At 61.5% G+C, this 17,189-nt stretch carries 33 protein-coding genes; all 33 read left to right on the top strand.

Annotated features, from left to right (window positions below):
• Positions 1 to 110 precede the first annotated feature (110 nt).
• The 33 genes from AB6809_RS29755 to AB6809_RS29595 all read left to right on the top strand — a co-directional run bounded on the left by AB6809_RS29755 (position 111) and on the right by AB6809_RS29595 (position 17,189).
• Positions 111 to 554, top strand: a complete 444-nt coding sequence (locus AB6809_RS29755; protein ID WP_371027831.1) for a hypothetical protein — start codon at positions 111 to 113, stop codon at positions 552 to 554.
• A gap of 8 nt (positions 555 to 562) precedes the next feature.
• Positions 563 to 1,558, top strand: a complete 996-nt coding sequence (locus AB6809_RS29750; protein ID WP_371027830.1) for a ribonucleotide-diphosphate reductase subunit beta — start codon at positions 563 to 565, stop codon at positions 1,556 to 1,558.
• Between the two features lie 94 nt (positions 1,559 to 1,652).
• Positions 1,653 to 2,072: a hypothetical protein gene (locus tag AB6809_RS29745; protein WP_371027829.1), complete on the top strand. Its 420-nt coding sequence runs from the start codon at positions 1,653 to 1,655 to the stop codon at positions 2,070 to 2,072.
• A 291-nt stretch (positions 2,073 to 2,363) separates the two neighbouring features.
• Complete coding sequence (locus AB6809_RS29740; RefSeq protein WP_371027828.1) at positions 2,364 to 2,897, top strand: hypothetical protein; 534 nt, start codon at positions 2,364 to 2,366, stop codon at positions 2,895 to 2,897.
• Between the two features lie 11 nt (positions 2,898 to 2,908).
• A complete protein-coding gene (gene thyX / locus AB6809_RS29735; RefSeq protein WP_371027827.1) occupies positions 2,909 to 3,598 on the top strand; it encodes an FAD-dependent thymidylate synthase in 690 nt (229 codons plus the stop codon).
• The gene (locus tag AB6809_RS29730) at positions 3,595 to 3,924 is read left to right on the top strand and encodes a hypothetical protein (RefSeq protein ID WP_371027826.1); all 330 of its coding nucleotides are present in this window, start codon (positions 3,595 to 3,597) and stop codon (positions 3,922 to 3,924) included. Before thyX ends, AB6809_RS29730 begins: the two co-directional genes overlap by 4 nt.
• Before the next feature lie 67 nt (positions 3,925 to 3,991).
• Complete coding sequence (locus AB6809_RS29725) at positions 3,992 to 4,648, top strand: hypothetical protein (protein WP_371027825.1); 657 nt, start codon at positions 3,992 to 3,994, stop codon at positions 4,646 to 4,648.
• Positions 4,645 to 5,274 carry a hypothetical protein gene (locus AB6809_RS29720; protein ID WP_371027824.1) on the top strand — a complete coding sequence of 210 codons (630 nt, stop codon included), beginning with the start codon at positions 4,645 to 4,647 and terminating at the stop codon, positions 5,272 to 5,274. Before AB6809_RS29725 ends, AB6809_RS29720 begins: the two co-directional genes overlap by 4 nt.
• A 162-nt stretch (positions 5,275 to 5,436) precedes the next feature.
• Positions 5,437 to 6,009: an Nmad5 family putative nucleotide modification protein gene (locus AB6809_RS29715; RefSeq protein WP_371027823.1), complete on the top strand. Its 573-nt coding sequence runs from the start codon at positions 5,437 to 5,439 to the stop codon at positions 6,007 to 6,009.
• Positions 6,006 to 6,470: a hypothetical protein gene (locus tag AB6809_RS29710; RefSeq protein ID WP_371027822.1), complete on the top strand. Its 465-nt coding sequence runs from the start codon at positions 6,006 to 6,008 to the stop codon at positions 6,468 to 6,470. The genes AB6809_RS29715 and AB6809_RS29710 overlap by 4 nt, the downstream gene beginning before the upstream one ends.
• A gap of 130 nt (positions 6,471 to 6,600) precedes the next feature.
• Complete coding sequence (locus AB6809_RS29705; RefSeq protein ID WP_371027821.1) at positions 6,601 to 6,996, top strand: hypothetical protein; 396 nt, start codon at positions 6,601 to 6,603, stop codon at positions 6,994 to 6,996.
• Between the two features lie 103 nt (positions 6,997 to 7,099).
• Positions 7,100 to 7,591 (top strand): hypothetical protein, encoded by a 492-nt coding sequence (locus tag AB6809_RS29700; protein WP_371027820.1) that lies wholly within the window; start codon positions 7,100 to 7,102, stop codon positions 7,589 to 7,591.
• A gap of 76 nt (positions 7,592 to 7,667) precedes the next feature.
• Entirely contained in the window at positions 7,668 to 8,141 is a 474-nt protein-coding gene (locus tag AB6809_RS29695; RefSeq protein ID WP_371027819.1) for a hypothetical protein, read from the top strand.
• Positions 8,138 to 8,596: a hypothetical protein gene (locus AB6809_RS29690; protein ID WP_371027818.1), complete on the top strand. Its 459-nt coding sequence runs from the start codon at positions 8,138 to 8,140 to the stop codon at positions 8,594 to 8,596. Before AB6809_RS29695 ends, AB6809_RS29690 begins: the two co-directional genes overlap by 4 nt.
• Entirely contained in the window at positions 8,593 to 8,814 is a 222-nt protein-coding gene (locus AB6809_RS29685; protein ID WP_371027817.1) for a hypothetical protein, read from the top strand. The genes AB6809_RS29690 and AB6809_RS29685 overlap by 4 nt, the downstream gene beginning before the upstream one ends.
• A gap of 76 nt (positions 8,815 to 8,890) precedes the next feature.
• Complete coding sequence (locus AB6809_RS29680) at positions 8,891 to 9,475, top strand: exonuclease domain-containing protein (RefSeq protein ID WP_371027816.1); 585 nt, start codon at positions 8,891 to 8,893, stop codon at positions 9,473 to 9,475.
• Positions 9,472 to 9,978, top strand: coding sequence for a hypothetical protein (locus AB6809_RS29675; RefSeq protein ID WP_371027815.1), 507 nt, complete (start codon positions 9,472 to 9,474; stop codon positions 9,976 to 9,978). Before AB6809_RS29680 ends, AB6809_RS29675 begins: the two co-directional genes overlap by 4 nt.
• Positions 9,975 to 10,544, top strand: a complete 570-nt coding sequence (locus tag AB6809_RS29670) for a hypothetical protein (RefSeq protein ID WP_371027814.1) — start codon at positions 9,975 to 9,977, stop codon at positions 10,542 to 10,544. Before AB6809_RS29675 ends, AB6809_RS29670 begins: the two co-directional genes overlap by 4 nt.
• Positions 10,541 to 11,140 (top strand): hypothetical protein, encoded by a 600-nt coding sequence (locus AB6809_RS29665; protein WP_371027813.1) that lies wholly within the window; start codon positions 10,541 to 10,543, stop codon positions 11,138 to 11,140. The genes AB6809_RS29670 and AB6809_RS29665 overlap by 4 nt, the downstream gene beginning before the upstream one ends.
• Complete coding sequence (locus AB6809_RS29660; protein ID WP_371027812.1) at positions 11,140 to 11,442, top strand: hypothetical protein; 303 nt, start codon at positions 11,140 to 11,142, stop codon at positions 11,440 to 11,442. The genes AB6809_RS29665 and AB6809_RS29660 overlap by 1 nt, the downstream gene beginning before the upstream one ends.
• A complete protein-coding gene (locus AB6809_RS29655) occupies positions 11,439 to 11,648 on the top strand; it encodes a hypothetical protein (RefSeq protein ID WP_371027811.1) in 210 nt (69 codons plus the stop codon). Before AB6809_RS29660 ends, AB6809_RS29655 begins: the two co-directional genes overlap by 4 nt.
• Entirely contained in the window at positions 11,639 to 12,331 is a 693-nt protein-coding gene (locus AB6809_RS29650; RefSeq protein WP_371027810.1) for a ribonuclease HI, read from the top strand. Before AB6809_RS29655 ends, AB6809_RS29650 begins: the two co-directional genes overlap by 10 nt.
• On the top strand, positions 12,306 to 12,509 hold the full coding sequence (locus tag AB6809_RS29645; protein WP_371027809.1) for a hypothetical protein: 204 nt from the start codon (positions 12,306 to 12,308) through the stop codon (positions 12,507 to 12,509). Before AB6809_RS29650 ends, AB6809_RS29645 begins: the two co-directional genes overlap by 26 nt.
• Positions 12,510 to 12,596: 87 nt before the next feature.
• Positions 12,597 to 12,746 carry a hypothetical protein gene (locus tag AB6809_RS29640; protein WP_371027808.1) on the top strand — a complete coding sequence of 50 codons (150 nt, stop codon included), beginning with the start codon at positions 12,597 to 12,599 and terminating at the stop codon, positions 12,744 to 12,746.
• A 112-nt stretch (positions 12,747 to 12,858) separates the two neighbouring features.
• Entirely contained in the window at positions 12,859 to 13,698 is an 840-nt protein-coding gene (locus AB6809_RS29635; protein WP_371027807.1) for a hypothetical protein, read from the top strand.
• Positions 13,695 to 14,630, top strand: coding sequence for a hypothetical protein (locus tag AB6809_RS29630; protein ID WP_371027806.1), 936 nt, complete (start codon positions 13,695 to 13,697; stop codon positions 14,628 to 14,630). The genes AB6809_RS29635 and AB6809_RS29630 overlap by 4 nt, the downstream gene beginning before the upstream one ends.
• A 20-nt stretch (positions 14,631 to 14,650) precedes the next feature.
• Positions 14,651 to 14,848, top strand: a complete 198-nt coding sequence (locus AB6809_RS29625) for a hypothetical protein (RefSeq protein WP_371027805.1) — start codon at positions 14,651 to 14,653, stop codon at positions 14,846 to 14,848.
• Positions 14,845 to 15,294: a Lar family restriction alleviation protein gene (locus AB6809_RS29620; RefSeq protein WP_371027804.1), complete on the top strand. Its 450-nt coding sequence runs from the start codon at positions 14,845 to 14,847 to the stop codon at positions 15,292 to 15,294. Before AB6809_RS29625 ends, AB6809_RS29620 begins: the two co-directional genes overlap by 4 nt.
• On the top strand, positions 15,291 to 15,497 hold the full coding sequence (locus AB6809_RS29615) for a hypothetical protein (protein ID WP_371027803.1): 207 nt from the start codon (positions 15,291 to 15,293) through the stop codon (positions 15,495 to 15,497). The genes AB6809_RS29620 and AB6809_RS29615 overlap by 4 nt, the downstream gene beginning before the upstream one ends.
• The gene (locus AB6809_RS29610) at positions 15,494 to 15,757 is read left to right on the top strand and encodes a hypothetical protein (protein ID WP_371027802.1); all 264 of its coding nucleotides are present in this window, start codon (positions 15,494 to 15,496) and stop codon (positions 15,755 to 15,757) included. Before AB6809_RS29615 ends, AB6809_RS29610 begins: the two co-directional genes overlap by 4 nt.
• A complete protein-coding gene (locus AB6809_RS29605) occupies positions 15,754 to 15,945 on the top strand; it encodes a hypothetical protein (RefSeq protein WP_371027801.1) in 192 nt (63 codons plus the stop codon). Before AB6809_RS29610 ends, AB6809_RS29605 begins: the two co-directional genes overlap by 4 nt.
• A 152-nt stretch (positions 15,946 to 16,097) precedes the next feature.
• Entirely contained in the window at positions 16,098 to 16,580 is a 483-nt protein-coding gene (locus AB6809_RS29600) for a hypothetical protein (RefSeq protein WP_371027800.1), read from the top strand.
• A 69-nt stretch (positions 16,581 to 16,649) separates the two neighbouring features.
• Positions 16,650 to 17,189: a hypothetical protein gene (locus AB6809_RS29595; RefSeq protein WP_371027799.1), complete on the top strand. Its 540-nt coding sequence runs from the start codon at positions 16,650 to 16,652 to the stop codon at positions 17,187 to 17,189.

The following is a 17,189-nucleotide window of genomic DNA, read 5'->3' as shown; positions in this document are numbered from 1 at the left end:
GAGGTAACACACGGTGGGTGTGCGTATGCGACTGCGGCACCATCAAGACTATCTTTGGAACGGCGCTGCGACACGGAACGAAATCATGCGGCTGCTACCGCAGTTCAGCAATGACAGCCCGAAACCTGACGCACGGCATGACCCGCAACGCCGACGGCACACCGAACCGGACGTATCGCATCTGGTTTCATATGCGTAACCGCTGTGGGAACCCGAAGCACGGCGCTTTCGAGAACTACGGTGGCAGAGGGATCACGGTCTGCGAGCGGTGGCAAGTGTTTGAGAACTTCTTCGCTGATATGGGCGAAGCGCCCGATGGCATGTCGATCGAGCGCGAAAGGAACAACGAGGGTTACGGGCCTGGTAACTGCAAGTGGGCAACCACGACCGAACAGAACCGGAACAAACGGAGCAACATCAAACTCACCCACGCCGGCAAGACCATGACTCTCAAGGAATGGGCCGTCGAGCTTGGTTTGATCGACTCAACCCTGCGGAAGCGGATTGCAAATGGATGGTCCGTTGAGCGGGCATTCGAAACACCGACACGTTAAGGAAGAACATGAGCAACAACTACGCACAAGTCATTAATGATCGTCGCCTCGCATTTGGACCGCGGTCGGATCTGATGGCGATTTCTCCGGCCAAACATAAGTGGGCAAGGGAGATGTGGAAGCAAATGAAAAGCAATACGTGGGACTTGCACGAGACGGACCTGACCGAAGACGGCCCGTGCTACCGCAACCGCCTCACGGACGGCGAGCGCTTCGCGTATGACAGCGCGCTCGCCTTCGCCTCGAACCTGGACGGCATCCAGCTGCACAACCTCGCGAACGTCGGCGCGTGCATCACGTCGCCGGAAGTGGAGATGTGCATCGCGCGGCAGACCTACGAAGAGGCGCTGCACGTCGACGCCTACAGCGAAATGGTCGAGACAGTCTCCGCAGACCCGATGGCCGTCTACATGCGCTTTGAGCGCGACGGCATTCTGGCAGAGAAGAACGAGCACATCCTCAGACAGTCGCGCATTCTTGCGGGTGAGAAGACGCCCGCGCAGTTCGCCCGCTCGATCATCGGCAACATCGGTCTGGAGGGGCTCTTCTTCAACAGCGCGTTCCTGACGTTCTACGCGCTCGCGCGCAACGGGAAGATGACCGGCTCGGCCGACAGCGTGAAGCTGATCCACCGTGACGAGCGCACGCACGTAGCCCTGTTCGTCGCCATGCACAACACGAACCGCGTTGAGCGCCCGGAGCTCTACGACGCGCAGTTCTGGCGCGACGCCGAGTTCCTGCTGCGCGACGCGGTGGAGCTCGAGGCGAAGTGGGGCGCCTACATCACCAGCAAGGGCGTGCTCGGTCTGACTGGATCGATCGTCCTGGGCTTTCTGCAGGCACGCGCGAACGAGCTGGCGGCGATGATCGGCATGCCGCCGCTTTACCCCGGCGTAAAGAATCCGGTGCCGTGGTTCAAGCCCTTCTCGGAAGGCGAAGAGGCGAACTTCTTCGAGGCGAAGGTGGGCGACTACGCCGTCGGCACGCTCGGCGATTGGGACTAACCCGATTTTTGGCTGCACCGATAAGTAATCGGTGACTATACTTGCAGATACGACCCCCGGTGGTGAACCGGGCAAACCAACCTGAAGGATGAACATGAGAAAACTGGTTCCCTGCCTGATCGGCCTCGTGATGGCGTTCGGTCTGATCGTGATGGTCAACGGCTGCATCCACAACGACTATGCGCAGGTGCAGCCTGCCGTGGTGCAGCAGCCGATGCTGGCCCAACAGCCGGTCATCGTGGCACAGCCGCCCGTGGTGATCGCGGCACCCTCGCACGACGGCTTCTTCACCGGCTACCTGATGGGTCACCTGATGAGCGGCGGCCACTACGGGTATGGCTACCACGCGCCGGTCCAGCACAGCACGACCATCGTCCAGAACGTGACGCGCAACGTCACGGTGAACAGGCCGGTGATCGCCGCGCCGCGGGCCAACACCTACGTGTATCGACCGTCATCGAGCTACCGCGCCTCATCGAGCTATCGGTCATCGAGTTCGTATCGTCGCCGGTAGTCGCTCCAGAAGTCTGAATTGAAAATACAGGTCGGGCGCAATGCCCGACCCAATCAGTAATCAACTATGTCAGAACGCAAAAAGACCGCCGCATACAGATACACCGGGAAGCCCTGTAAAAACGGGCACATCGGACCTCGTTACAGCAACGGAAACTGCGTGCAGTGCCTTCTCGAACGAGAGAGGGCAAAGCAGGCAGACCCCGCACACGTAGAGGCTAAACGGCTAAGGGAGGTAGCCCGCTACCACTCGGACCCCGAGAGCGCCAATGAGCGAGGGCGAGCGTGGCGCGTGAGCAATGCCGAGTATCTCGCCGAATACCGCAAGAGGCGATATGCGGAGAACCGTGAAGCGATGTATGACGCGATTAAGCGATACCGTGCCGAGAATCGGGAGCGGGTGAGACAGTCGCATCGTGAGTATCACTCCCGGAACCGCGAGCAACGGTCTGAGAATCATCGACTGTATCGGGAGGCGAATCATGAACGGCTTCTAGTCGCTAACCGAGTAACCAGCAAAGAGCACTATCGGAAGAACCCGAACTATTATTGGCATAAGAAGCAGAAGCGCCGCGCGGTCGAAGTTCAGGCAACACCGAAGTGGGCCGACACCGGGCGAATGTTCGCGATCAAGGAAGAGGCGAAGCGCATCACGGAAGAAACCGGCGTGCCACACAGCGTTGATCACATTGTTCCGCTGCGTGGCATCAACGCCGCGGGCGAGCTTATTGTTTGCGGACTTCACTGGGAGGGCAACCTCCAGGTGATGCCATTGGTTGAAAACAAGGCGAAGGGAAACCGCTGGTGGCCCGATATGCCGCTTTAAACGAGGATTGTATGCAAGACAACGTTATCAAATTGCTGGATCACGGACACGTCCGACTTGTCGAGTCGATGGGCTCAGACCTTTCCATCGTGCGTAACGCACGCGTGAGCTACGACGCGGAGTGGCGCACGGGAGAAGACGCTGGCAAAGACGCCAAGCTGATCGATTATCTGGTCAAGAACCGGCACACCAGCCCATTTGAGGCGGTAACCTTCACGTTCGACGTGAAGGCGCCGATCTTCAACTTCCGCCAGTGGCACCGCCATCGCACCTGGGCCTACAACGAAATCTCGGGTCGCTATGCCGAGCTGCCGGAGGAGTTCTATGTGCCGATCCCGGCAGATATCACGATGCAGTCGACGTCCAACAAGCAGATGCGAACGGACGAGCAGCACCCGATGGCTGGACACATTGCGGAGCTGATCCGCGACTCGTGCGAAGCCTCATTCCGCACGTATCACGAACTGATCGAACTGAACACGCCGCGCGAGCTCGCGCGGGTCGTGCTACCGCTGGGCACCTATAGCCACATGTTCGCCACGGTGAACCTGCACAATCTGATGCACTTCCTGGGCCTTCGTCTGCACTCGCATGCCCAGAAGGAGATCCGAGTCTACGCCGAAGCCATGCTGGAACTGATCGAGCCGATCGTCCCGGTGTCGGTCGCAGCCTTCCGTAAACACAAGCTGGCGGTCGCATGAACTTAATCCTCACCTGGATCAAGGGCGCCCGCTGGCGCATGTCACTGTCACACTGCGCTGAGGGCCTGCTGATCCAGGCGCCGGCCACGCTCGTCACCCGCGACGTCTGGTTCGGCGCACTCGCGGTCGTCGTCTGGTATTGGTCGCGCAAGAAGCTGGAGGCCGAGATCGCCGCCGAGCATCCGGGGCAGACCCATGTCGATACGTGGACGCGCGGCTGGCTCCCGTGGCAGTGGGACGCCTATATGGTGCTCGACGTCGTGCTGCCAGCCGCCTCGTCGTTCCTCATCGCTGCGCTGGTGCATGCCCTGCTAGTTGCACGATAAACCCGCTGCCTGTCTATACTCATAAGTAAGCAGTAACCTAACAACCCTTGAAACTACGGAGTAACACATGACCCAAAACACCCTGAACAACGCCGACTACCGCGCCGCCGTCCTCTCGACCGAGAGCAAGCCGGAAGCCCTGAACTTCGGCCCGGCTACCCTGCTGGTCGCGCTGAACATGGCGATCGCCGCAAGCGTGGCGCTCGATCAGGTCAAGCGCGCGATCTACTACGGTCGCGACATGGACCAGAAGAAGGCGCTCGACGCGATCAACGTCATGCAGTCGGCCGGCGAAGCGCTCAAGTTCCCGATCGGCACCGGCCGCTACCGCGATCCGCAGGACGTGCACTTCTTCATGCAGAACCTGCCGGAAGAGGTCGCGAAGAACCTGAACCCGGAAGGTCTTGACCTGCGTCTGCTGCACGCGGCAATCGGCCAGTTCACCGAAGCGGGCGAGTTCATCGAGGGCATCGTGCCGACGCTGCTGGGACAGCCGGTCGACAAGGTGAACCTGCTGGAAGAGCAGGGCGACTCTTCGTGGTATGGCGAGATCGCGCTCGACGCGCTCGGCTACAGCCGCGAGCAGTGCAACTTCGCGAACATCAAGAAGCTGACGGACAAGAAGGCGGGCCGCTACCAGAAGGGCGCGTTCGATTCGAACGCTGCGATCGACCGTGACGTGAGCGCCGAGCGCGAGCTGCTGGAAGAAGGCGCGGCACAATGAGCTACGGTCTTGCGGGCGCGCAACGCCTGGGCAAGACCACGCTTGCCAAAGCGTTCGCTGACGAGACCGGCGTTAAGTTCGTGCCGACCGGGGCGACTGCGACGTTCGAGCGGCTGGGCCTTGATCCGAAGGTCGACTATCCGTTCGACGTGCGCCTGCGCATCCAGCAGGAGATCCTGCGCGACTGCGACCGGCTCTACGAGAAAAGCGGCGTGCGGTTTATCACCGACCGCTCACCGATCGACTTTCTCGGCTACCTGCTGGCTGACGTCACGCGGGCGAACGTGCCCTACCGGCTCGCGGGCGACGTGCAGCGCTACATCGCAGACTGCTATGCGTGTGCCAACCGGCACTTCACGACGCTGGTGCTGGTGCAGCCGGGTATCACGCTGGTCGATGAGGAAGGGAAGGCCCCGGCCAACCCGATCCACATCGAGCACCTGTCGAACCTGATGCTGGGTCTGATGGCGAACGGGATGCTGAAGTGCGACCACTTCCAGATCCCGCGCGCCTGCACGGAGCTGGATCAGCGGGTCGCCGCGGTGTCGCAGGCGGTGCGCAAGTCGGCCTCCCGACACAGCGCAAAGATGGAAGCCATGCACGAGACAGGACTTGTGCTGCATTGAGTTTGTCGGGTAACATAAGTAATTAGTTACTCATTCCAAACAGGGAAGACTACACTTCTAAGTGTTGATTTTCCCTGTTTAATCAAACAATTAGAGGAGTTCGCCATGTCGAACAGCGTTAAGCTCAGCAACTATTCCCGCGACGAGATCGTCAAGAACGCAATGCATGGCGCGTTCGACGCCGATTTCAAGGCGATCAAAGCGAAGCTGGCGGCACATGCGATGGTTTGCTACCGCTCCGTAGTCAGCGAGGCTGAGGAGAAGGCAGCGCGCAAGGCGCCCGCTGAGTTTCTGAATCTCACCAACAATTTCCGCCTGTGCTTCCGTGAGCAAGGCAGTAGCCGCCGCCGCCTCGCCGATGAACACAACATTGAGGTCAAGCGGGCCATGCCGTTTCGCTCGGCAACGACTACCGGCTTCATTTCGATCGAAGACCCGGAGCTCTACCGCATCTATCGTGAAATCGTCGAGGAGCGCGACGCGGTGAATGAAAAGAAATATGCATTGCGCGATAGCATCAAACGCACTGTCTATTCCACGACCTCTCTGAGGAAGCTGATCGAAATGTGGCCCGAGGTCGAAGGCTTCCTGCCGGCCAACATGACAGCACCGAAGCCTCAACTACCCGCGCTGCCGGTCGCTGATCTGAACGCCGCGCTGAAGGATGCGGGCGTGAAGGTGGGCGTGATCGTCCCGGCGAAGAAGACAGGCGGCCTCGCACTGGTGGCGGCATGACACCCGAACAAACCGCGGCGCTTCAGGCGCTGAACAGCGAACCGCCGTCGATCCGCGAGGAGCTCGAGCGCAAGACGGTCGAGGAGATCGAGCGCGCGTTCCTGGCCGTCCGTCAGGGCAAGATGACCAGCTACGGCTACCACCAGGCGCTGCAAGGGCTCTGGGGCGGCGTCGCGGGCCTCGTGAGCAAGGAATCGATGGAGCTCATCAGCGCGGCGCAGAAGGAGTATCCGGCAGGGCTCGGCGAGTCCATGCGCTCGGTGACCGTCATCGGCGAGATCGTCGCAGTCGTGCGCTGGCCGGTCGGCGGCATCGTGGTCGAGACGAGCCTGAAGAAGCCCGGCACGCCGCTCGCAGTGAAGGAAATCCAGGTCGAGGACGGCTCGCCGGCGACCGCGCTGCGTCTTTACCTGACGACGACGAAGAAGTTCCGGGACATGGCGGGCGCACAGCCGCTGTAACTCCGATCATTTCGCGCGACCATACTCGTAAGTAACCAGTCACTTATCACACAAGGGAACCATGAGCACCACAGCAAATATCCGGCTCGACGTCCAGAGCCTGCTTAACCGCGCCGACGAGATTCGGATCGTGAGCGACGAGGACAAGCTCTACACGATCCTCGGTGAGCTCGAAAACCGCACCGACGACGAGAAGAAGGCGATCTTCGCGCAGTCGCGCAAGGGCGGCGGCGTCTTCCTGTTCGAGAGCGCGCACTTCCCCGGTCACATCGTGGAATACATCCCCGGCGTGATGGTGAACGACAGCATTTCGTGCATGTTCTCGCCGCACAAGACGCTGGCCGAGCCGCGTTTGCTGCTCCAGCTGCGCGAAGAGCTCGTCGAGGCGATCGAGCGCGTGAACATGGCCGTGCCCGGCTCGCTGCGCAAGGTGGACCCCGCGCGCCACCGCGACCTGCTGCTGATCGAAATGTCCACGATGCAGCTGGTGGACGTGCTGCGCGAGAGCGCCCGCGTCAAGCTGTAACGAATCCGACAGGGCGCCTTTGGGTGCCCGTCAAAATTTTGCAGAACCCAAAAATCCCCGCCAGCGGGGGACCGATTTTTCACTACCTATAAGGATAGACACCATGACCGCACTGAAACGCATCGTGACCGCCGCTTACCAAACGACCGATGGTCAGACCTTCGAGAAGAAGGAAGACGCGCAGAAGCATCAGCGCGAACTGACGCGCCTGGAAGAACTCAAGACCCTCGTGAAACAGGCGCTGACCGACGCGACCACCGAGCCGACCGACCTGATGACGGCGGAAATCGCACAGATGATCTACGACCACGCGGACAAGCTGCGCGAGATCCTACCGAAGCGCGCAAAGACTGCACCGATCAAGCTGAACGAACAGCAGTCGGCGAAGTTCGAAGCGGGAATGGCTCAACCGCCCCTGCCGAACGAAGCGCTGAAGGGCGCGATGGACACGTTCAAGGGTCTGTCGGGTGATGTGACGCCTGCGCTGAACGCACAGATTCCGGTCGGCGGTGTCGTCGAGAACGCGCCTGCCTTCAGCTTCCCGGTCGGCCTCGTGGGCAACGTCGCAAACCAGCAAGCGAACGCTAACGCGTAACACCTGCTGCATCCGACCGGGCGCCAATGCCCGGTCGGGACAATGACCGAATCGCAATCAGAACAGGGTAGAACCCATGACCGCACCGAACTTTGAACTGCTGAAAGACGCCTACGCCATCATCGACGGCATTCCCGACGACAACCTTGCCCTGAACCGCTGGCGCACGAAAGACCAGGGCTCAAGCTGCGGCACGATCGCATGCGCCGCCGGCTGGTTGACGCTGCACCCGAAGTTTCAGGAGCTCGGTCTTGGAGTCAAACGCACCGAATGCGATCAGAGCATGGGACCGTGGCCGTCGTTCGCGGGGCAGACGCGTATCGATGCGCTGGCGGTTTTGTTTCGCCTGGAATTCGAGGACGCATACGGCCTCTTTGGTGAACGCTGGAACACGCCGGCGCGTGATCTCGGTTTGCGCGAGCAAGCCACCGACAAGGAGATTTTCCTCGCCCGCGTGCTCAAGTTCCTGAGCAAGCACGGTCAGCTGAAGGAGCAACTCGAGCGCCGCGCGCACCAGCAAGCCGTCGTGCAACGGGCGCTGACGCCATGAGCCGCCTGCACATTCCCCGCCTGGGCACCGAGATCATCGTCGCCGAAGATTGGACATTCCAGTTATTCGATGAGCACCGCAACGAAGGACTGCGCACCGCGGCCGGCATCACGCGCGTTTTTGACCTGCTGCCCAACTTCTGGCAGGCGAGGCAAGAGGAGCGCATCAACACGGTCAGCCGCACGAAGTGGCGCATGTCCGATGGCACGCTTCCCGAAGAGAGCCACGACTATCACCGAATGTGCCACCCGCTGACGATGCCGCGGCTCGCCACGCTGAGCATCGACCGCATCTTCATTCGCAAGGGCGCCGCCGACTTCGACAGCGTGACCTTCTGGCTGAAGGCGAAGCAGAACCCGGTGGCAATCAACGGGCGCACGATCAAAAAGAGCGTGCGCTTCTGGGCCAAGCTGGACGACGTGAACCGCATCGAGGTGTGGGAGCCGACGCCATGAACACGAAGCCATTAATCGGCCAACGCGTTCGCCTCAACGACTACGGCTATGAGCAACTGCACCTGACCAGCCGTGAAGCGATCCACCAGTCGCACGACATGCGAATCACCGGCGTCGAGAACATGGGCAACGCTGAGCATCCTATCTGGGCCATCGACGTTAATCAGCCTGCACTGAACATGTTCCTGCTGCATGCGGAAATGGTCGATTCGTTCTGAGCAGCAAATAAGTGCGCGGTCCAATTCCCGCGCACTATAATAAGTAATCAATGAGTTACATAACGAGGTGAAGCAGATGCCACGAATCATTGCCGGCTATGACGTCGAATCCACCGGTCTCGATTGGGCTGCCGGTCATCGACTGATCGAAGTAGCCGCAGTTCTCTATGACCTGGACAGCGGCAAGCGCCTGGGTCAATACGTTCAACGAGTGAACCCGCAGCGCTCGATCGACCCGGACGCGCAGCGCGTGCACGGCATCACGTTCGACGTGCTCGCGCACGAGCCGACGTGGGAGAAGGTTGCGCCGAACCTCGCGCATGTGCTTTCCAAGTGCGATTACGTGGTGGCGCACAACGGGATCGGGTTTGACTTCCCGTTCACAGCCCATGAGTTCCAGCGCGTCGGTGTCGCGGTGCCGAAATTCGAAGCGATCGATACGTGCGCGGACGCACGCTGGGCGACGCCGCTCGGGAAGCTGCCGAATCTCGGGGAGCTTGCTTTCGCGTGCGGCGTTGAATATGACCCCGACCAGGCCCACGCCGCCTTATACGACGTGGAAGTCATGATGAAAGCCTACTTCGCCGCGCGTGCGATGGGCTTCTTTGGGCCGGCGAACATCACGCCGGTTCCCGCAATTCTTGAGGAGGTAGCAGCGTGAGCAAGGTAAAAGTTATCGTCCGCGGTCGCGCGGGCATCGGTCGCGTGCCAGTTCTCCTGCGCCTCCATAACCTTCTGACAGCGGGTTCGCTCGCGGAGGTGTCGCTCGGCCCGACCGCAAAAGACGAAATCGGCGATCTGGACACGAGCGTTGGCATGGGCATCGCGGGCGTGCAGATCGAGCTGGAGCTCGAACAAGAACCGCGCAACAGCTACCTGCCGTCCGAGGGCCGGGTGCAGGAATGGCTCACCCCGGACGAATGGACGATAGTCCAATCGCGCCGCGCGGTAGACATCGCGGGTTGCCCGATCCACAACCGCAGGAGCGGCGACAACGTGCGCTACTACATGTGGAGCTGGGGTCGCCAGCCGGAGGGCGCGCAGCGCGACGAGATTCTGGATGAAAACCCGGTCGAAGCGGCGAAGAAATTCATCGCCCTTTATCAGCGTGGGCAGGGCGACTGGTCGTGCGTGCAGCCGACGCGCCGTAAGGTGGCAGCGTGAGCCCGATCGCCTTTTCCGAAATGCTCGTATCGAAGCCCGTCGAGCGTCCGAAGTCGAACCGCGTCATGGTCAACGTATGGGGTGACGACGAAGGCCAGGTGACCAACGTCGCGCGCGCCGTGCGTTTCGGTGTGGGCGTGCTTGGTGCAACCACCGAAGCGGTTAACGTCCCGGCTGAGACCGCTGAATCGGGCGGTCTGGACAAGATGCAGGGCGTGACCGTGCGCGTCGAGGCGTGCAACGACTTCACGACCCGCCCATGGCCGCACGACGGCGAGGAGTTCGATGCCTTCTTCGCTGTCCTGCCGGCGGCCGAGCACGAGCATGGCGTTGACGTGCACTGGATCGACCCGCCCGAGCAGGTGCAGGAAGTCATCAACGACTACGGCCGCATGGGCGTCGTCACGGACGAACTGTTCAACGTGAGCACCGAGGGGTTGTTGGAGAAACTCGGCCTGCATCGCGTGCGTGTGCGCTTCTGGTTTAACGACCGCGAAGACCACGAAGGCAACCGCGACCCGGAGTTCGGCTTCGAGATTCTTTCGGTCGAGGAGGTCAAGTCGTGAACCGCCATTCATTCAAGCAGATGCTCGAGGAGCTGAACCCGCAGGAAGTTGCCGCGCACTCGGCGCTGAATCACCACGTCGAGGGTATGGACTATCTTTGCCTGCACCGCTCGCCGAAGCTCACGGTCAAGCTGTATTTGATCGACCCGGCTCGAATAGGGAAGACGCCGGGCTCCATTCTCGTGACCCCGCACACGCACCGCTACGCCTTCGAAAGCACGGTGCTCGCTGGAAAGCTCGTTCACGAGACGTTCACTGAAGGCGTCGATTCGGACTATGACAGGTTCATTTACGAGCCGCAGACGAAGATCCGCATCGGCGCGGGCGCAGTTGGACTGTTGCGAAGGAGTGCAGTAGCGCACCTGGCCCGCTCGGACAACGATTCGTATTGGGTGGGCACGGACGACATCCATACGCTGATCGTGCCAGATCGTCCGGTGCTGCTCGGGCTCGTTCAGTTTGCCGACACCTCTCCAACCTCGACTGTTTATCTTCGAAAGGGCACCGAAATGGTGTTCCCGCAGTCCCGCGCGCCGGCGCCGATCGAGGCGTGGGGACTGCGTAACCAGGCTCTCAAGATAATGGAGGTTGCGTAATGGCTGGACACACGAAAGGGCCGCTCACGCTCGGCAAGCTGGGTGTTATCAAGGGCGGCCCGTTCCACCAGTTCACAAACGGCGACGCGCAGTCGCAGCTTTTCATGGCGACGACCGGGCTCGACATGAGCCACCAGGAGCGCGATGCGAACGCCGCGCATCTGGTCAAGTGCTGGAACAGCCACTACGAGCTCGTGGCGGCCCTCCAGCGCTACCTGGACTGCGACAGCGCGCGGGACGTCGCCGGTGACACGCCGGCTGCCCAGGCGCGCGCTGCGCTGGCGAAGGCGGGTGTCGAATGAAGCGCCGCTACTTCGTCTCCTACACCTACTGGCGCGCGGACGGCAAGAGCACGCAGGGCGTCGCCTGCACTCAGATCGAGCGCGATGCGCCGATTACCGGGTTCGAAGACCTCAGACGGATCATGAAGGATCTCGAGGCGCTCAACAACATGGAGCTCGTCGTCATCAACAGCTGGCAACCGTTCGAGGGGCAGCCATGCTTGTGACTGTGATCGCTGATGCCTCATACGACCCGCAGACGCGCGCTGGCGGCTTCGGCTACTGGGCCGTGTCCGAGCGTAAGCGCGAGTCCGGCGGTGGCCCGTTCAAGTCGCTCTCGCGCAATAACAACGTCGCCGAAATGATGGCGATCATGAACGGCGTGCATCTGGCGTTCGTGCATGGCGTCGCGCTGCCGGGTGACGCGATCCTCGCGCAGACCGACTGTCAGGCGGCCATTCTCGCGTTCGAGGGCAAGCGCGTCCTGCAACCCGACGAGACAATTCTGGTTGAGGGTTTGAAGACGCTCCTGGAGCTCAAGGGCGCCACGGTGCGCTTCAGACACGTCAAGGGCCACACGAGCGGGAAAGAACCCCGCTTGTGGGTCAACAACCATTGCGACGCGCTGGCAAAGCAGGGCATGCGTGAGGCACGCGACGCGACGCGCAGGCAAGTGCTGCCCGAACTGATCGAGCAGCCGAAGCCGCAGAAGCACCGGAGCGTCCCCGGCCATCGACGCGCCGAGCGCGAGCAGGACCAGCGCAACCGCCGCACATTCGCATTCGATCAACAGGAGTGGAACCGCTATGTCATGGACCCCGAGCTTTCATCAATACCGCCTTGGGAAGAACAAGAACTACCTGAACAGCCTCTGGCTCGGGACGGTGTGGGCCTTTCTCACGCTGCCTGAGATCCTGCTGTTCAACCTGATCGTCCCTTGCTTCGCGCGCCCGGTAACGGCGCCCGCGCGGCTCTGGTCGACGCTGGTGCTCCTGGTCAAGCTGCCCGTTCTCGGGTTGCTGGGTCGGGTCTCCAGCGAGAACGTGTCGATCGAGGAACTCATGCGCAGACTGCGCGCGGTCCAGTGATCGGTCTTTAGACTTGAACCTGTAGAAGAGAGAAAGCGTATGGCTGGTTTTTCGTGTGATTGTGGTGAAGACCTAAGTGAGGATAGCGTGAGCTGTTCGACGATCCTCGCGGGTGAGCCTGATACGGGCACCGGGATTCCCGGCAGCTCAACGCTCGTCCTGACCTCAACGTGCCCCGGCTGCAACGTGCAGCGCGTCGGCTATCTGTCGTCAGGCGACATGACGTCGATCACCTGAGTAGCACCGTAGGACCGGGCCGGCACTGCGCCGGCTCGATTAATTCACGGATGACTTATCCGTTCCAATTTCGAGAAAAGCGATGAGCGAACAGAAAGAAGGCACCTGGCGCGTGACGCAGGGCAACCGCCGGGAATATCCTGTCCATACCGAGAATAAGGCGCGCGTCGCAAGCAACTGCGGCTACACGGTCGAGCGCATTGATGACGCGCCGGCTGCGGAATCTGCCGCGCCGGCATCGTGCGCTCACCGAATCGTGGACGCTCGCAATGAGATTGTGAAGTCGGGCTACCTATGCATCGACTGCGGCGCCGTGTTCGCGGGCATTCATCCCCAGACAGCACAGGCAGACAGGATCGCCGAGCTCGAACGTGAGCGCGACCACTGGAAGGCCAACCACGACGCGCAGGTCGAGCGCGCCCGCGTGCTGATGGAGCGCACCGACGTGCCCGTGGAGCGCACGCGGGCCTACCAGCACATGCGCACCCTGCAACGTCTGGTTGAGGTGCAGAAGATGCTCCTCGAGGCGTTCACGGGCCAACTCGAGGCGCCGGCTGACTTCAATGCCTGCACCGACGACCCGATCCCGGCCTTCCCGCATTCGCTCAAGCGCCTGACGGATGCGTATTGCGTGCAGCAGCCTTTGCCCGTGCCCGATCAGATGGCGCTGGTCTATCGGGTGGACATCGGACGGTTGCGCGGTGCTTGGATTCACAAGAACGCCTATTTCGAAAACACGGTTCCGCACATGCAGGCGATCCGCGCCGCGATCCAGGACTATCACTTTGCACTCGACACGCGGGCACATAGCGGCGTCGCGATGGATAACGCGTTTCGCGCCATCTGCAACGCGCTCGGCATGCATTGGGAGCAGGGAGCCGAGAAAGCGCGTCGCGACGCCAACGCTGCGTCGGGACAATCGAATCATTCAAACGAACAGAGGGAAGCATGAGCGATACACAGGACTGGACCACCATGACCGCCGAGCAACTGATCGCGCGCGGTCACAAGCCGGTGGCAATTCAGCACACCGAAAAAGAGGGCTGGCAGGAGGTCAGTGAACAGACTGCCAAGCCGCGCGTCGAGATCCGGGACTGGTCGATCATCGACAACCGACTGCACGGCTATGTCGACAACCATCCGACGCTCGGAAACGCGGGGTTCGTCCGCACTTCGCCGATCGTCAGGGCCAACGTGACGACGGGCGTCGTCCAGACGCAGAACACGCTCTACGTCCTGGTGGGCGACGGCGTGAAGCTAACTGCCACATCGGGCTCGCGTTTTTCGGTCACAGCAGCGGTGAACACGCTGAAGGCAGCCATGAAGACGGATGGTGACATCGCGTGGGGCTGGCACTGCAACATCGCGATGGCGTTCTACGACGCCGCCGGCGACACGCTGAACAAGCACCGGATCAGCAACGAGGGCGCCGCGCGCTTCATGCGCAATGCGTTCGACGTGGACGTGACGCAGTTCCCCGAATACCAGGCGCTCGTCAAGGGCTGGGCGCTGCTGGAAGCCGGCGGGCACCTGAAGGGCCATCAGTCGATCGCCGAAATGGTCTCGACGCATACCTCGGTGTGGCGCGAGGCGCTTGCGCACATGCTGACTAACAAGGCGTATGACCGCGCCTATGTCGAGCATGAAATCAAGGCGCTTGCCGACATCGAGGCCGCCTGCAAGGTGGAGGTCGCCGCGCAACCGCCGGTGGGCAACAGCGCGTCGGTCGCGGCGATTCAGTTCGCGCTCGACGCTGACGAGGGCATGACGTGGCTGCGGCTGTGGAATCAAGGCGAGTTCGAATCGTGTCGCCGCGAGTGGCCCGAAGCTCCCGACGAGTGCTACATCGGCGCAGACCAGTTTTTTACGCCGAAACCCGAATAACGCGAGCACCGGAGACCCCAATGAAAAAGTTTTTGATGAAGCTGCTTCGCTTGACACGCCAGCCTGAATTGCCTGCTGACCATACGTGGAGTCAGGAGTCGATTCGCGAGCAACGGGCTATAGGGGAGGCGGAAGAAGCAGCTTCTGCCACAGAGGGAGAGATCAACAAGGTCATCGAGGATGCTCGGGCGTTCATAGCTACTAGGAGCGAAACATGAATGGGCAGGACGAGCGCGGGGCGTTTGAAGAATTGCGTGGTCAGATGAACTATATCGCTGCGTATGACCCCGACGAGTTGGACCGCATGAGCAAGGACCGACTTGCCATTCGTCTTCGAGCAATCATTGAACGCGCACGCAGAGCCATGAGCGACCTCAACGCCGCATCAACTTCCGCCAATGTGGCGCAGGGTGAGCGCGGAGCGTCAGAGCCAACACCCTGCCCATTCTGTAGCTCTAAGGCTGAGTTGAGCGAGTGGGAAGAAGTGGACGCCACGCGATGGGCCGCGCAAGTCAAGTGCAGCGACTGTGGCGCCGAAGGCCCTAAAGGGTATGCCAACAATCGACGCGGCTGCTTTGATGCGGAATACGGCCTGCACAAGGACCGAGCCCTCGCCGCGTGGAATCGCCGCGCCGCTCAATCCGCAAACGGAGACCCCCAATGACGCCCGAACAACGCAAGCAGCTGGAATTCATTGAGCGCTGCGATCCGACGTTCCTGATCATGCACGTCAAGGAGCGCACCAACTACGACGCAAAGGCTCTGGAGAAGGTGTTCGAGCTGGCGAAGATTCTGGCCCGCGCGCTTCTCGCTCAGACGTCGGACGCCGCCGTCGGTGCGATCAGCCGGCGCAACCACCCGCAATGAGCGCTGCAAAACTGTCCGAGAGCGACAAGGCGTGGCTGCTGGATACGCTGCCGCCCGCCATGTCTCGACGCGTGGTCAAGGTGATCGAGGCTACTTCGGAGGATGCGGAGCGCTATCGGTTCCTGCGTGATCACGCCCACTGGGAGGACGAGCGCGATTGCGGGCCAGGCGGGCGCTGGTGGGTCTCGGTGAACGTCAAGAAAGGGCGCCCCAACATGGAGAAGGCGGTCGATGCCGCACGCAAGGACAAACAGTCATGAATAACAGGTCTATCCGCTACAAAGACACGTGGGCCGCGCCGGGCAGCCGCCTGCACGCAGCGCTCGAGGACGGCAACAAGAAGCTCGCCGAGCAGATTTACCAGGAGTGCGAGCGCGAGCGCGCCAAGCTCGAAGGCAGGGACAAGCCGGTGCGTCGCTGTCCGGGCGAGTTGTCGATCTATCGCTGAAATCAGCGCAATGATCCAAAAACACGCCAAGAATCGAAAGTCAAAATACATATACCGAAACGCAGCGCACTAAACAAAACGCAGCGTAAGCGGGGCAGATTTAAAAACCGTGACCGGCGGGTTCCGGTCAATCCAATTTAGGAGAACTTCGCATGAAAAACGCAATCGCACTGGCAGTCCTGGCACTCGCATCGGCAGCAGCACTCGCACAAGGTGGTGCAGTGGGCGGCGGCGCAGTGGTGGGCGGCTTCGCGAACAGCTACGGCGGCACGATCAACGGCACCGCGCAGTCCACCAGCACGGGCACCGCGATCTCCACGACCGAGATCATGGGCAACGGCACGTCGTTCCAGCACACCGACGGCGTGTCGCAGGGCACCGCGACGATCGGCGGCAACATCAACGCAGCGGGCGCCACCATCGGTTCGCAGACGACGCAGCTGTCCGAACAGCACAGCTACGGCACGACCACGGGCGGCGCACCGAACATGGACGGCGGCTCGATCGTGAACGGCACGACCGGCTTCGGCAAGGTCGATAACACCGCCTCGGTGGGTTCGACGTTCGGCGCAGCAGCCATCGGTGGTGTCGCGGGCATCGGCGGCATCGCAGCGATCGGCAGCACGCGCTTCTAAAGCGTCCGCAGTCGCAATCTGAACCACACCCCGGCTGCGGCCGGGGTCATCATTCGAGGGGCTTCATCCATGAAACTGAAAGTAGCTTTTGCGGCGATGCTGCTCGCCGGCGCGGCTCACGCGCAGACCGCAGTGGACTCGAACAGCTCGGCCACCACCGCCTCCACCGCTGGCGCGAATAACGCTGGCAACGCGCAGCAGATCACGTTCAACAACGCGGGCGACCAGCATTACTCGGGCTCCTACACCGCGCGCACGACCGGTCAGGCCGTTGTCAGCGGCTTCGCGGGCTCGTTCAGCTCCGACTACTGCGGCGGCACGGCGGGGCTCGCGGTAGGCGGCCCGGGCTTCTCGGTCTCCGGCGGTGCGCCCAAGATGGACGACACCTGTCGCTTCCTGCGCGTCTTTGAGCGTATCGAGCAGGCCGCGACGTCTGATTCCGAGCATGCTGCACAACTGCGTGCGGCGGCTTTGGACGTTCTTGCAGAGATTGACCCAAAGGTCCGGGACATCTTCACGCGGCGTGGCCTTATCCAAAGGCCAGATCCGAGCAAGTCAGTGAATGCTGAGGGGCAGACGGTTTACAGCGTGGCTCAAACCGGGAAATAA

Source organism: Paraburkholderia sp. RCC_158 (assembly GCF_041355255.1).
Lineage (GTDB): Bacteria > Pseudomonadota > Gammaproteobacteria > Burkholderiales > Burkholderiaceae > Paraburkholderia > Paraburkholderia graminis.
The sequence above is the reverse complement of the archived record's forward strand: the minus strand, read 5'-3'. Positions and strand labels throughout refer to the sequence as shown.